The 12,940-nt window shown below is 57.9% G+C and carries 13 protein-coding genes; 2 read left to right on the top strand and 11 right to left on the bottom strand.

Features of this window, described 5'->3' with window-relative positions; genetic code table 11:
* The 9 genes from phoU to ACR0K4_RS10950 form a co-directional block, all read right to left on the bottom strand.
* Positions 1-711, bottom strand: a complete 711-nt coding sequence (gene phoU, locus ACR0K4_RS10990; protein WP_480520426.1) for a phosphate signaling complex protein PhoU — start codon at positions 709-711, stop codon at positions 1-3.
* A gap of 16 nt (positions 712-727) precedes the next feature.
* Entirely contained in the window at positions 728-1,525 is a 798-nt protein-coding gene (gene pstB / locus ACR0K4_RS10985; protein ID WP_480853984.1) for a phosphate ABC transporter ATP-binding protein PstB, read from the bottom strand.
* Between the two features lie 12 nt (positions 1,526-1,537).
* Positions 1,538-2,899, bottom strand: coding sequence for a phosphate ABC transporter permease PstA (pstA, locus tag ACR0K4_RS10980; RefSeq protein ID WP_480853983.1), 1,362 nt, complete (start codon positions 2,897-2,899; stop codon positions 1,538-1,540).
* A complete protein-coding gene (gene pstC / locus ACR0K4_RS10975; RefSeq protein WP_480853982.1) occupies positions 2,896-4,368 on the bottom strand; it encodes a phosphate ABC transporter permease subunit PstC in 1,473 nt (490 codons plus the stop codon). Before pstC ends, pstA begins: the two co-directional genes overlap by 4 nt.
* Positions 4,369-4,452: 84 nt before the next feature.
* On the bottom strand, positions 4,453-5,493 hold the full coding sequence (locus ACR0K4_RS10970) for a substrate-binding domain-containing protein (RefSeq protein WP_480853981.1): 1,041 nt from the start codon (positions 5,491-5,493) through the stop codon (positions 4,453-4,455).
* Positions 5,494-5,676: 183 nt separating this feature from the next.
* Positions 5,677-6,723: a sensor histidine kinase gene (locus tag ACR0K4_RS10965; protein WP_480520435.1), complete on the bottom strand. Its 1,047-nt coding sequence runs from the start codon at positions 6,721-6,723 to the stop codon at positions 5,677-5,679.
* Positions 6,724-6,739: 16 nt separating this feature from the next.
* Positions 6,740-7,267, bottom strand: coding sequence for a gamma carbonic anhydrase family protein (locus tag ACR0K4_RS10960; RefSeq protein WP_480520436.1), 528 nt, complete (start codon positions 7,265-7,267; stop codon positions 6,740-6,742).
* Positions 7,264-7,905, bottom strand: a complete 642-nt coding sequence (gene gmk / locus ACR0K4_RS10955; RefSeq protein ID WP_480520438.1) for a guanylate kinase — start codon at positions 7,903-7,905, stop codon at positions 7,264-7,266. The genes ACR0K4_RS10960 and gmk overlap by 4 nt, the downstream gene beginning before the upstream one ends.
* A 16-nt stretch (positions 7,906-7,921) precedes the next feature.
* On the bottom strand, positions 7,922-8,812 hold the full coding sequence (locus tag ACR0K4_RS10950; protein ID WP_480853980.1) for a YicC/YloC family endoribonuclease: 891 nt from the start codon (positions 8,810-8,812) through the stop codon (positions 7,922-7,924).
* Positions 8,813-9,056: 244 nt separating this feature from the next.
* Here ACR0K4_RS10950 and ACR0K4_RS10945 point away from each other — a divergent pair, with 244 nt between their 5' ends.
* Positions 9,057-9,731 carry a PAS domain-containing protein gene (locus tag ACR0K4_RS10945; protein WP_480853979.1) on the top strand — a complete coding sequence of 225 codons (675 nt, stop codon included), beginning with the start codon at positions 9,057-9,059 and terminating at the stop codon, positions 9,729-9,731.
* A 58-nt stretch (positions 9,732-9,789) separates the two neighbouring features.
* On the opposite strand, the gene ACR0K4_RS10940 is transcribed toward ACR0K4_RS10945, so the two are convergent.
* Positions 9,790-11,160, bottom strand: a complete 1,371-nt coding sequence (locus tag ACR0K4_RS10940; RefSeq protein ID WP_480853978.1) for a class II 3-deoxy-7-phosphoheptulonate synthase — start codon at positions 11,158-11,160, stop codon at positions 9,790-9,792.
* 169 nt (positions 11,161-11,329) lie between these two features.
* On the opposite strand from ACR0K4_RS10940, the gene ACR0K4_RS10935 reads away from it, so the two are divergent.
* Positions 11,330-12,334 carry a GlxA family transcriptional regulator gene (locus ACR0K4_RS10935; protein ID WP_480853977.1) on the top strand — a complete coding sequence of 335 codons (1,005 nt, stop codon included), beginning with the start codon at positions 11,330-11,332 and terminating at the stop codon, positions 12,332-12,334.
* A 7-nt stretch (positions 12,335-12,341) separates the two neighbouring features.
* On the opposite strand, the gene ACR0K4_RS10930 is transcribed toward ACR0K4_RS10935, so the two are convergent.
* On the bottom strand, positions 12,342-12,869 hold the full coding sequence (locus tag ACR0K4_RS10930) for a GNAT family N-acetyltransferase (protein ID WP_480853976.1): 528 nt from the start codon (positions 12,867-12,869) through the stop codon (positions 12,342-12,344).
* Positions 12,870-12,940 lie beyond the last annotated feature (71 nt).

Here is a 12,940-nt window from a genome sequence, read left to right as displayed (position 1 = left end):
TCAGATCTCCTGAGGGGTATGTGATGTAATGTCGGCCTTCGGACGTGCTTCGGTTGGACGTTCGCCCGTAACGAGATAAACCACCTGCTCGGCGATCGCGGTGACGTGGTCGCCCATGCGCTCGATGTTCTTGGCAATGAAATGCAGGTGCATGCAGGACGAGATGTTTCGCGGATCTTCAGCCATAAATGTCAGAAACTCGCGGAACAAACCGTTATACATCTGGTCGACTTCCTCGTCGCGTTCGATCACATCGGTTGCCAGCTCCGCATCGCGCTGAATATAGGCGTCCAGGGCATCACGCAGCATATGCTCAACCTCGCGGGCCATACGACGCAAGGCGGCGGCGCTGCCGTTGATCTCGCCCGTGTTCACCAGAACCGTGGTCCGCTTGGCAATGTTTTTGGAATAGTCACCGATCCGTTCAAGGTTTGCCGAGACTTTCAATACCGACAGGACCAGACGCAGGTCCCCTGCTGTCGGGGCGCGCAGGGCAATCAGACGCGCGGTTTCTTCGTTGATCAGTTCCTCAAGCGCATCGATGGCCTTGTCGCCCTGCCGCACATTCTGCGCCAACTCTTCGTCGCGTGATTCCAGCGATCGGGCCGAGTTCATGATCGCGGCTTCGACCAGCCCGCCCATCTTCATGATGTGCGCCTGAATGGCTTCGAGATCACGGTCGAAGGCGGATGCAATATGTTGTTCGGTCATACTCAATTACCTGTCCTCAGCCGATCCGGCCAGTGATGTAGCTTTCGGTGCGGGGATCTTCGGGGTTGGTGAAAATCTGACCCGTTTCACCAAACTCGACCAGATTACCCAGATGGAAAAACGCCGTTTTCTGACTGACCCGCGCGGCCTGCTGCATCGAATGGGTCACGATCACAACTGAAAAGCGTGTGCGCAAATCGTCGATCAGTTCCTCAACCTGTGCGGTTGCAATCGGGTCCAGAGCCGAGCACGGCTCGTCCATCAGCAAAACCTCGGGCGCTGTAGCGATAGCGCGCGCGATGCATAGTCGCTGCTGCTGACCGCCCGACAGGCCGGTGCCGGGGGCGTCCAGACGATCCTTGACCTCGTCCCAGATTGCGCCTCGGCGCAGGGATTTCTCGACAATCTCGTCCAGTTCCGCCTTGTTCTTGGCCAGCCCATGAATGCGCGGGCCATAGGCCACGTTGTCATAGATCGACTTGGGGAACGGGTTGGGCTTCTGGAAGACCATACCCACCTTGGCGCGCAACTGCACCGGATCGACGCGCTTGTCATAGATATCCTCGCCATCCAGCAGGATATCGCCCTTTACCCGACAGATATCGATCGTATCGTTCATCCGGTTCAAGCAGCGCAGAAACGTAGACTTGCCACAGCCCGAAGGGCCGATGAACGCGGTCACGGTCTTGTCTTCGATCTCGACATCCACGTCCTTGATGGCATGGGTATCGCCGTAATAGACCTGCACGTTCTTAGCGGCGATCTTGATTGTTTTGGAGTCCACGTCTCTCTCCACTCGTGTCATATCGTTCATCACAGCCCCCTCTTACCAGCGGCGTTCAAAGCGGCGGCGCAAGATGACCGCGATTGTATTCATCGTCACGAGAAAAAGCAGCAGAATGATGATGCCCCCCCATGCGCGTTCGTAAAAGGCCGGGTCGGCGCGTTTGGACCATTCGTAGATCTGCGCCGGCATGGCCGAGTTCGGGGACAGGAAGCCCGCCACCAGCCCGTCGGGCGGGTTCGAGGCGATAAAGCCCACCATCCCGATCAGCAGCAGTGGTGCAGTTTCACCCAAAGCCTGAGCAAGACCAATGATTGTGCCGGTCAGGATACCGGGCGCGGCCAGTGGCAGAACATGGTGGAACACCGCCTGCATTTTCGAGGCCCCTACCCCAAGTGCGGCATCCCGGATTGACGGCGGCACCGCCTTCAGCGACGCGCGGGTCGAGATGATGATCGTCGGCAAAGTCATCAGCGTCAGCACCAGACCGCCCACCAGCGGCGCCGACGTAGGCAGGTGCATATAGTTGATGAACACGGCAAGGCCCAGAATACCGAACACGATGGACGGCACGGCGGCCAGGTTCGAGATATTCACCTCGATGATGTCGGTCAGCCGGTTCTGCGGGGCGAATTCCTCAAGATAGATCGAGGCCGCAACGCCGATTGGCAACGCCAGCGCCAGAACCACCAGCATCATGAACAGCGAACCCAGCATCGACACACCAATCCCGGCGGCTTCCGGCCGTTGATCGGATGCGTCCGAGCCCAGGATAAAGTCAGGGTTAAACGCTTTATACAGCACCCCTGCATCGCGTAGTTGATCAACCAGATTCAGTTGCTCGACTGATGTGCTTTTGTCATTGGCGATGGACTCGCGCGTCACACGACTCTTCATGTAGCCATCGACACGGCTGTTGACCAGAAAGCGGAAGCTGATGGTTTTACCGATCTCATCGGGGTTAGCTATGACATAGTTCCGCAGTTCAGCTTGTGCCGCTTTAGACAGAATCTTTCCCATATCCTTGGGTTTCAGGTCCGTCTGAATGCCCAGCTTTTGAACTTCGCTTACGATGGCCGATGCGATCAGAGGGGCATACCCGAAAGTCGAAACCTTCTTGATGTCGTCGATATTGCGATTGCCCTTCTTGTCCAGCTTGTCTTCCTTCAGCTCAACATTCAGTTCAAGAAAGCTCTGCTGGAAGGCACCGGTTCCCGCAGTGATAATGTTTGTGACCAGAACAATCAGCATCAGCAAGCCGATCCCGATGGCGATGATACCGTACATCTTGAACCGGGTTTCGGCCGCGTTGCGCTTTTTGGTACGGGCGTCCTGTTCGAACAGCGATCCGCCTTTGGGCTTTGCGGCCGGAGCAGTGTTCGGCGATTGAGAAATATCGGTCATTCGTACTGCTCCCGGTATTTACGTACGATGTAGAGGGCAAAGATGTTCAGCCCCAGCGTGATGACGAACAAGGTCAGACCCAGCGCAAAGGCCACCAACGTTTCGGGGCTGGCAAAGTCGGTGTCCCCGGTCAGCTGGCTGACGATCCGGGTGGTAATCGTGGTCATGGCCTCGAACGGGTTGCCCGAGAATTTAGCGATTGCCCCGGCAGCCATCACAACGATCATCGTTTCCCCAATGGCGCGGCTGGCGGCCAGCAGGATCGCACCTACGATCCCCGGCAGAGCGGCGGGCAGAACCACCTGACGCACGGTTTCAGAATGCGTCGCGCCCAGTCCCAGCGAGCCGTCACGCATCGATTGCGGCACCGCGTTGATGATGTCATCCGACAGGGACGAGACAAAGGGGATCAGCATAATGCCCATCACAAGCCCGGCGGTCAGCACGGCGTTCGAGCTGGCCATCCAACCCACGCCCAACGCGCCGCCCTCTCCGAACATCGAAACCAGTGCGGGGCCAACGGTCAGCAAGGCGAACAGACCGTATACGATGGTCGGAATGCCAGCGAGGATTTCCAGCAACGGCTTGGCGGCAGAGCGCACCGCGCCCGAGGCGTATTCCGAGAGATAAATCGCGGCAAACAGGCCGATTGGAACCGCCACCAGCAACGCGACCAGCGAGATATAAAGTGTGCCCCACAAGAGCGGCAGGATCGACAGCTCACTGCCGCCCCGAAAGTTAGGAGCCCATGTGCTGCCGAAGAAGAAGTCTTTCCAAGAATGCAGTTGAAAAAAGTTCAGCGTTTCAAAGAACATCGACAGCACGATGCCGACCGTGGTCAAAATGGCGATCGAAGCAGCCAGTAGCAGCAGCGCCAGAACCCCCTGTTCGACCACGTTACGCGCGCGGAACTCTTTGTGCGTACGAATATAGGCGAACGCGGCCCCGATCAGTGCCACCAGCAAAACCAGAACCTGCATCGCGACCGTCCCGGTCGCAGTCATGCTGCGGTATTTCTGTGCGGCGACCAAAATCGGTTTGGTGATGTCCTGCGTCAGTACCTGTCCGGCATCTTTCAGCTGCTGGGTCAGCACGTCGATATCGGCCTCGGCGTTTCGGGCCTGCGCCTCGGTCATCGTGCCCAGGTTAACAGCACCGTCCAGCCCATCTGCAACGCGGCGCACTTCGCTCAGTACAAGCCCTCGGTCGGTACCTTCTGCGATTGCTGCTTCCGGGATCATCCCTGAAATCGTGCTGTTTACGATCACCGGCTGTGCAAGCAACCAGACGATCAGCAGCGCCAGCGCCGGAACCAGCGCAGTCAGCGCGACGTTGTACCCGTAATAGGACGGCAGGGAATGCAGATCGCGCGCGTCACCTCCGGCACTGGCCAGAGCGCGTGCCCGCCCCGAAAGGTAACCGATTACTGCCAAAGCAAGAAGGATAAGCAGCAGCCAGGATAATGACATGGGAGGCCCCGTTGGGATGGCGGTGGGAGAGTCAAAAAGAACCGGGGCGCGCTTAACCCGCCCCGGTTACATAGGCAAGAGAGATCAGGAGCCGCCGCCCAGAACGGTCTCGTTCGCAACGGCTTCCTGAACCTTGATCAGCTCTGGGTCAGAAACCAGGCCATATTCAGCCAGCGGGCCATCGGGGCCTGCGATCTCGTCCGCGACGAAGAACTCGGCATATTCTTTCAGGCCGGGGATCACGCCGATATGCGCTTTCTTCACGTAGAAGAACAGCGGGCGAGAGACAGGGTATTCACCGGTTGCAATCGACTCGGTCGAAGGAACGATACCGGACATGGTTGCAACCTGCAGCTTGTCGGTGTTGTTCTCGTAAAAGGCCAGACCAAAGACGCCGATGCCGTCTTTGTTGCTGTCGATACGAGCCAGCGTTTCGGTGTAGTCGCCGTCGATGTCCACCGACACGCCGTCGGTGCGCAGCGCGATGCAAGCCTTTTCAGCGGCTTTCTTGTCGTCGCCATTGGCCACTTTGTAGGCGTCAAAGTCACCGGTGTGCTCGCAGCCAGCCAGGATCACTTTGTCTTCGAACACTTCACGGGTGCCGTGCTTGGTGCCCGGGATGTAAGCCGCGATCGGCTGCGCCGGGAAGTTCGGGTTTACGTCGGCCCAGGTCTTGTTCGGGTTGTCGACCAGCTGGCCGTCAACAACGATCTGAGCGGAAAGCGCTTTGTACCAGTCATCCGGCGTGAACTCGAACGAGTTGCCGTTGATGTCGGATGCGAAAACGATGCCGTCATAACCGATCTGCACTTCGATGATGTCGGTCACGCCAGCGTCGGCACAGGCCTTGATTTCTTTTTCGCGGATCTGGCGCGACGCGTTTGCGACGTCGATGGTGTTTTCACCAACGCCTTCGCAAAACCGCTTGAGACCAGCCGACGAACCACCGGATTCAACAACCGGGGTCGGGAAGTCAAAGTTTTCACCGAAGGCTTCGGCAACAATCGAAGCGTAGGGCAGAACGGTCGAAGAACCGGCAACCTGTACCTGATCACGGGCCGCAGCAGCAGTGGCCGAAACAGCAGCGATGGAAAGGGCCGAAGCCGACAGTTTTACAAAGGACATCACAGTCTCCTTGAGAAAATTGGTTTTGATCACCCCCATGATGATCTTGCGGGCACCCCTAAGGACCGCGCGTAAGCCTTTTGTGACAGGTATGTAACGGTTTCATGACAGTGTGAAAAAAACTTTAGATAACGCAGGGAAAACGTTAACGCAGCACGGCCACTGAAACTTCGGGCGCCCCGCCTAACGCGGAAGAATGACAGTAAAAACCGCGCCCTCGCCCAGCTCGCTGTCGACTCGCAGCCGACCTCTGTGCCGATTCACGATATGTTTCACAATCGCCAGCCCTAAACCGGTCCCGCCAAGCTCTCGTGATCTGTGACTGTCGGCGCGATAGAATCGTTCGGTCAGGCGGGGCAGATGAACGGCGTCGATGCCCGGTCCCTGATCGACAATCTGCACCCGGACCGACGGTCCCCGCATCGCCGTGTCACGGTCTGATGGGATCACCCTCACCTCGACACGTCCGCCGCTACCGCCATATTTGATTCCATTCTCGATCAGGTTTGTGAACACCTGGCGCAACTGATCGCTGTCGCCGGGCAGCAGAACGGGTCCACTTGGCGCATTCATTTGCAGAACCACAGACGCGTCGTCGGCCAGCGGTTTTAGTGAGTTCAGCGTCGACTGTAGCAGCCCGACCAGTTCCAGCTGCTCGCGCGGACGAACGCGCTCTTCGCTTTCCACACGATTCAGCGACAACAGGTCACCGACCAGCCGGTTCATGCGGTTGGCCTCATCGGTCATGATCTGCAGGAACCGTTCGCGAGCATTGGCATCGTCGCGGGCAGGCCCCCGAAGTGTTTCAATAAAGCCCATCAATGCGGTCAGCGGTGTGCGCAATTCGTGGCTGACATTGGCGACGAAATCACGTCGCATCTGACCGGCTTGCTCAAGATGCGTGACATCCTGAAATGTGATCATTACTGCACCGCCCGCCACCGTACCTACGCCGTTCATATACCGGCACTCAACTTCGAAGGTGGTATCCTGAGCGCCATCGCTGGACAGATGTCGCGTTCTGGCACTCTCCTTGGTTCCCAGGCATTTTTCCAGCGTTTCGATCACCTGCGGCTGGCGCAGGATCGTGGCGAAATGGCGACCTTGTATGCTCTGCCCCAACAATGTGCGGGCATCGGTGTTGGCGGCAATAATGCGTTCTGTCTGATCAACGATCAGGGCGGGCATCGGAACCGCCGAAACGATTTCGGCAAGTAATTCCTCTGACATAGCGGACGCTTTCCTGCTAGGTAGTGACCGGTTTCAGAGTGGTGCGGAACTTTCGCATATTATCCTGATAATGCAGCGCGCTGAAGGTGATGCGCTGCGCCGCCGCATCGTCCAATTGCCGCACGACTTTACCCGGGGATCCCATGACCAAAGAATTGTCGGGAATCTCTTTGCCTTCCGTGATCAGCGCCCCTGCCCCGATCAGGCAATTTCGGCCAATCCGAGCGCCGTTCAGAATGATGGCACCCATCCCGATCAACGAGTTATCGCCAATGGTGCAGCCATGTAACATCACCTTGTGGCCGATGGTGCAATTGGAGCCGATGGTCAGCGGAAAACCGGCATCAATATGCATCACGCAGTTTTCCTGCACATTGCTGCCCGCGCCCACGCGGATCTCTTCGTGATCTGCCCGGATGGTGCAACCAAACCAAACCGAGGCCCCGGCCTCGAGAACCACCTTGCCGATCAGGTTGGCATCGGGGGCCACCCAAGTGTCTTCATGCAATTCGGGTGCGTCCTGGCCCAGAGCGTATATTGTCATGAAATCCCCTCGAACTCGTTTTGCAGCTTGCGGATATGAGACTGCAGGCGCGGTTGCTGAATGCGGCGCATCCGCTCGGCGCTGACAATGGTTTTCAATTTGTCTTCGGTCGCGTCCAGATCGTCGTTGATCAGAACATAGTCGTAATAGCCCCAGTGGCTGATCTCGTCCCAGCTTTTGAGCATCCGCTTTGCGATCACCTCTTCACTGTCCTGCCCCCGGCTCTCCAGCCTGCGGCGCAGCTCGGGGATCGAGGGCGGCAGGATGAAAATCGACAGCGCATGCTTACCCAGATCGGAATTGCGAATCTGCACCTCGCCCTGCCAGTCCACATCGAACAAAACATCCCGACCCGTGTTGATAGACTCGCGTACCGGTCCGGCGGGCGAGCCGTAGAAATTGCCAAACACGTGCGCGTGTTCCAGCATCTGCCCGTCAGCCACTTGCTGTCTGAAGGCGTCCTCGGTCAGAAAGTAATATTCTCGCCCGTCTTCTTCGCCCGGACGTGGCGCACGGGTTGTGGCCGAGATCGAGAATTCCAGTTCGGAATCCCAACGCATCAGCCGTCGGGCCAGAGTGGATTTACCCGCGCCCGAAGGTGAGGACAGAATAATAAGTAGGCCTCGGCGATCTGCCATGTTTTGGCTCCTGTCTTTATTCCACGTTCTGCACTTGTTCACGCATCTGATCAATCACCGCTTTCAGGTCCAAACCCACCGCGGTCAGATCGGCGTTCTGAGATTTCGAGCACAGCGTGTTGGCCTCGCGATTGAATTCCTGCATCAGGAAATCCAGCTTGCGCCCGACCGGACCATCCTGGGTCAGCAGTGCTTTTGCGGCCTCGACATGCGCGGCGAGCCGGTCAGTTTCTTCGGTGATGTCCGCCTTGACCGCGATCAGCGCCAGCTCCTGCGCCACCCTGTCAGGGTCCGCGCCCTGCGCATTGTCCAACACACGCGCAAGATTGTCGCGCAGGGATTTGGCGGTTTCATCCCGTCGCTTTTCCGCCAGCGCGGCGGCCTGTTCTGTCAGTTCGGCAATCCGCCGCAATTGTTCCCCCAGAATATTGGCCAACGATGCGCCCTCGGTCTGGCGCATGTCGAGAAATGCCGCCAGCAGGTCGGAAAACTCAGCCTTCAGCTGCGCGACCAGAGGCGTGATGTCCTCGTCATCGCTGCCCGCCTCCAGCATACCCTTGAGGCCCAGCAAGTCGCTGGCCGAAGATGGCGCAAGGGTGACACCTTGCCGGGCCGCCATCGCCTCGGTCTGCGCGACCGCATTCAAGGCGGCCTGCATGGCTGTGGTATTCAGTTGTATCTCGGTCACAGCCTCTTCACGCGTGAGCCGCAAGGAGAGCGTGACATTGCCTCGGCCAAGCGCCTTGGACATGTCCGCCCGCAAAGCAGCTTCAAGGCCGGTCAGCCAATCAGGTGCGCGGACGCGCATGTCCAGCCCTTTGCCGTTCACGCTGCGCAGCTCCCATGCCCAGCTGTATGCACCGAATGCACCTTTGCCCGAGGCGAACCCGGTCATGGATCTGATCATACCTGCCCTTTCCTTCTTCAACGGTCCCCGTACCGCTTGCCGCACCTAATGCCATCCGCTCAGTCGGGGCAAGTCCTTGCTGATTCCCGCCGGTCGCAGGCCGCGTTAACCAATCGTTAATGAATTGCTCCAAAATAGAGCTACCCCGTGTCATTCTGTCTGTCACAGAGGTTGGTGTGTCGCAGCTCTGCCCGTTATGTGGCATTTTAGGAAAATCGCGACGGAAAGACGTTAGGGTGATGAAATGAAAACCTTTTTCGGGTTCGGATCGGGCCAGGGATTTGGAAAGATCGTCGCAATGGACCGTTTTGACAATGGACGCAGCGTGGCCCCCATCCGTCAGGCCGAGGCCTACTGGACCGCTTTGCTCAACGGCAACGAAGTGCCGATGCGATCCCAGATCGACCCGCGTGGGTTAGAGAATATTCTGCAATACACATTCATACTGGAGCGGATCGCACCGGGTCTGGCCCGGTTTCGTCTGGCCGGGCGCCATTTGAACGCGCTTGCGGGAATGGAGGTGCGGGGCATGCCTTTGACATCCTTTTTCGAAGCCCCGGCGCGCGACGCAGTGACCGAACATCTCAACAATGTCTTTTCCGCGCCGGCCGTTGCCGAGTTGGGCCTTGTGTCCAAAGGCAAAATCGGTCGCACGCAATTGCAGGCGCGGATGATCCTGTTGCCCTTGAAAAGCGATCTGGGTGATGTAAGCCGGGCCTTGGGTGTTTTCGTCAGTGACGGCGCAATCGGGATGACCCCGCGCAGGTTCCGTATTTCAGACAGTGCCATTCGCCCGGTATCTGGCATTCGCCAGCCGCCGCACCCTGTGTTGCAGGACGCAGCTGGATTTGCAGAAGAGCAAAGCGCGTTTCGGCCCCAGCGCGGTCATCTTAAACTTGTGTCATCCCGGGACGACTGATCGACAAACGAAAAAGGCGGGCACAAGACCCGCCTTTACCAATATTTGTCAGTCGACCTTAGCTGGCAACGCGCTTGGTGCGTCCCCCACGCAGTTGGGTCAATTCTTCGGCCACCAAGAAGGCCAGCTCCAGCGATTGGGTCGCGTTCAGACGCGGATCGCAGGCGGTGTGGTACCGGTCTGACAGGTCCTCTTCGGTCACCGCACGCACGCCACCCGTGCATTCAGTGACGTCCAACCCGGTCATTTCGAAATGCACGCCACCGGGGATGGTGCCTTCGGCCTGATGCACGCCGAAGAAGTCGCGGACTTCGCGCAGAACCGAATCAAACGGACGAGTCTTGTAGCCCGTAGCCGATTTGATCGTATTGCCATGCATCGGATCGCAGACCCATGTAACATTGGCACCTTCTTCTTTGACGGCCTTGATCAGGCGCGGCAGGTGCTCACCCGCCTTACCCGCACCAAAGCGCGCGATCAGGGTAAGGCGACCTTCTTCGTTGTCCGGGTTCAACTTGGACATCAGAACCTTGAGGTCCTCTGCGCTGGTCGTGGGACCGCATTTCATGCCGATCGGGTTCAGCACACCCCGGCAGAACTCGACATGCGCGCCGTCAGGCTGACGGGTGCGGTCACCAATCCAGATCATGTGGCCAGAGCCCGCAAGCCAGTTACCCGATGTCGAATCCAGTCGGGTCAGCGCTTCTTCATACTCCAGCAACAGACCTTCATGGCTGGTGTAAAACTCCACAGTCGAGAATTCGTGGGTGGTATCCGCTGTGATACCGGCTGCCCCCATGAAATCGATCGTGTCCTGAATCCGGTCCGCGATTTCCGAGTATTTCTGAACGTCCTGTTCATCCGCAAAACCAAGGGTCCACGAATGCACCATGCTCATATCGGCAAACCCACCGGTCGAGAACGCGCGCAGCAGGTTCAGCGTTGCTGCAGCCTGCGTATAAGCCTGCAGCATCTTGCCCGGATTGGGGATTCGGGCCTCGGGGGTAAAGTCCAGCTCGTTGATGATATCACCACGGTAGCTCGGCAGTTCCACGCCATCCACCACTTCGGTCGGCGCACTGCGCGGTTTGGCAAACTGGCCCGCCATGCGACCCACTTTGACCACCGGCACCTTGGCGCCATAGGTCAGCACCATCGCCATCTGCAGCATCACTTTGAACGTGTCGCGGATCGCATCCGCACTGAATTGTTCAAAGCTTTCCGCGCAATCGCCGCCCTGAAGCAGGAATGCCTCACCGCGCCCGGCAGCACCCAATTGTTGCTTGAGACGTCGCGCCTCGCCGGCAAAGACCAGGGGGGGATACTGCGACAGCTGGGCCTCGACTTTGACCAACGCGGCCGCGTCGGTATAGTCTGGCATCTGAACCCGGGGCTTGTTGCGCCAGTTCGTTTTTTGCCATTCGGTCATAGCCTTGATCTCCGCTGAGGTATTTCAGGTGGCCTCTATACAAAATGCTTTGAAGAGTGACCATATCCGATTTGACCCTCTTGACTGCGCAAACAAGCTTTGAGCATGTTGGCAGGCACATCCGCCACCGCGAGAATTCCGGTGCGCATCGAATCAAGGACAGTTCGCAATGCAAGAGCAACGCCAAGTTGTCACCGTGGACCACAGCGACGCCAAGCCACATAATTTTGTATTTGTTCTTCTGGACAAATTTTCCCTTTTGTCCTTTGCGTCGGCACTGGACAGCCTGCGCATTGCAAACCGGATGGCCAACCGCGAGCTTTATACCTGGCAGCTGTCGGGCGAAGGTGGTGAGGTCGTTAAGTGTTCGGCTGGCACAACATTCAAGCTCGATTGCGACCTGCTGGAATTGCAGCGCGACGAGGTGATTATTGTCTGTGGCGGCGTGGACGTTCACACCGCCACCACGAAACGGATTCTGAACTGGTTGAGACGCGAAGCGCGCAAGGGCCTGAAAATCGGCGGGTTGTGCACGGCGGCGTATACAATGGCCAAAGCCGGTTTGATGGATGGAAAGAAAGCCACCATTCACTGGGAAAACTCCGACAGTTTTGCCGAGGAATTTGATACGGTCGAGCTTACGAAATCCGTTTTCCTGATCGACGGCAACCGCATGACGACGGCTGGCGGTACATCTTCGATCGACCTGATGTTGAAGATAATCGCAGACGATTATGGTGAGGATTTGGCAAATGCGGTTGCGGATCAGATGATCTATTCCTCGATCCGCACGGATCAGGACACCCAGCGCCTGTCGACCCCGACGCGTATCGGGGTGCGGCATCCCAAGCTGAGCCAGGTCATCATGATGATGGAAAAGAACATCGAAGAGCCAATCTCGCCATCCGTTCTGGCCAAGGATGTGGGAATGTCGACGCGGCAGCTTGAGCGTCTGTTCCGCCGGTACCTGAGCCGGTCACCCAAGCGGTATTACATGGAATTGCGCCTGCACAAGGCACGCAACCTGCTGATGCAAACGGATATGAGCGTCATCAATGTGGCGCTAGCCTGTGGCTTTGCGTCGCCCAGCCATTTCTCGAAATGTTACCGGGCGCATTACAACACAACGCCCTACCGCGAACGCGGGGCGCAGGCCGGGCGGCTTTCGGTCTGACGCAGATTCACAGGTTCTTTGCAAAATAATGCAGGTGTGGTCTCAGCATGGGTTGGTCCAGATAGGTTGTCGTCTCAATAGGTTCGGACAGTTCGACGAATCCGAGTTTCGGGTACAGGTTTCGCATCTCGACATTCGGTGTAAGCGTGTCGGCCACAATGCGTTTTAGCCCCAGCGCTCGGGCCGCCTCCTCTCGGGCTTGAACCATGGCGCGCCCCGCACCTGTGCCGCGTGCGGATTCTGTGACGAACATCCGTTTCAATTCCCCGGTGCTCTGATCCAGCCGTTTCATCATACCGCAGCCAATGATCTGGCCCGCGTGGTTTCTGGCCAGCACAAGGCAGCCGTTCGGCGGCAGATAGTCATCCGACCGCGCCCAAAACTCGGCCAACGCGCTTTGCGGAACAGCCGGGTCAATATCAAACCCCATTGCCGTCATACGCTCAACAATCAACGCATAGTACTGAGACAGGATGCCGTTCAGCTCTTCCCGATCCGGCAGGCTTTGACACAGTTCTATCGAGAAATCGCGCAATGGAGCGCTCCCTGACATGGATTGATATGGTTCCGAAGTCCCAGATCAAGCCCGGTTCAGAACCAACAGTC

The organism is Ruegeria sp. K11 (genome assembly GCF_056531905.1).
Note: the sequence above shows the minus strand (reverse complement) of the source record. Positions and strands in the feature narration are given on the sequence as shown.

What these genes read in the sequence shown, in the direction of transcription:
- pstA (WP_480853983.1), bottom strand. Translation starts at nt 2,899, where the DNA reads ATGACCGATATTTCTCAATCGCCGAACACTGCTCCGGCCGCAAAGCCC.
- ACR0K4_RS10965 (WP_480520435.1), bottom strand. Translation starts at nt 6,723, where the DNA reads ATGTCAGAGGAATTACTTGCCGAAATCGTTTCGGCGGTTCCGATGCCC.
- ACR0K4_RS10945 (WP_480853979.1), top strand. Translation starts at nt 9,057, where the DNA reads ATGAAAACCTTTTTCGGGTTCGGATCGGGCCAGGGATTTGGAAAGATC.
- phoU (WP_480520426.1), bottom strand. Translation starts at nt 711, where the DNA reads ATGACCGAACAACATATTGCATCCGCCTTCGACCGTGATCTCGAAGCC.
- ACR0K4_RS10970 (WP_480853981.1), bottom strand. Translation starts at nt 5,493, where the DNA reads ATGTCCTTTGTAAAACTGTCGGCTTCGGCCCTTTCCATCGCTGCTGTT.
- gmk (WP_480520438.1), bottom strand. Translation starts at nt 7,905, where the DNA reads ATGGCAGATCGCCGAGGCCTACTTATTATTCTGTCCTCACCTTCGGGC.
- pstC (WP_480853982.1), bottom strand. Translation starts at nt 4,368, where the DNA reads ATGTCATTATCCTGGCTGCTGCTTATCCTTCTTGCTTTGGCAGTAATC.
- ACR0K4_RS10940 (WP_480853978.1), bottom strand. Translation starts at nt 11,160, where the DNA reads ATGACCGAATGGCAAAAAACGAACTGGCGCAACAAGCCCCGGGTTCAG.
- ACR0K4_RS10950 (WP_480853980.1), bottom strand. Translation starts at nt 8,812, where the DNA reads ATGATCAGATCCATGACCGGGTTCGCCTCGGGCAAAGGTGCATTCGGT.
- ACR0K4_RS10960 (WP_480520436.1), bottom strand. Translation starts at nt 7,267, where the DNA reads ATGACAATATACGCTCTGGGCCAGGACGCACCCGAATTGCATGAAGAC.
- ACR0K4_RS10935 (WP_480853977.1), top strand. Translation starts at nt 11,330, where the DNA reads ATGCAAGAGCAACGCCAAGTTGTCACCGTGGACCACAGCGACGCCAAG.
- pstB (WP_480853984.1), bottom strand. Translation starts at nt 1,525, where the DNA reads ATGAACGATATGACACGAGTGGAGAGAGACGTGGACTCCAAAACAATC.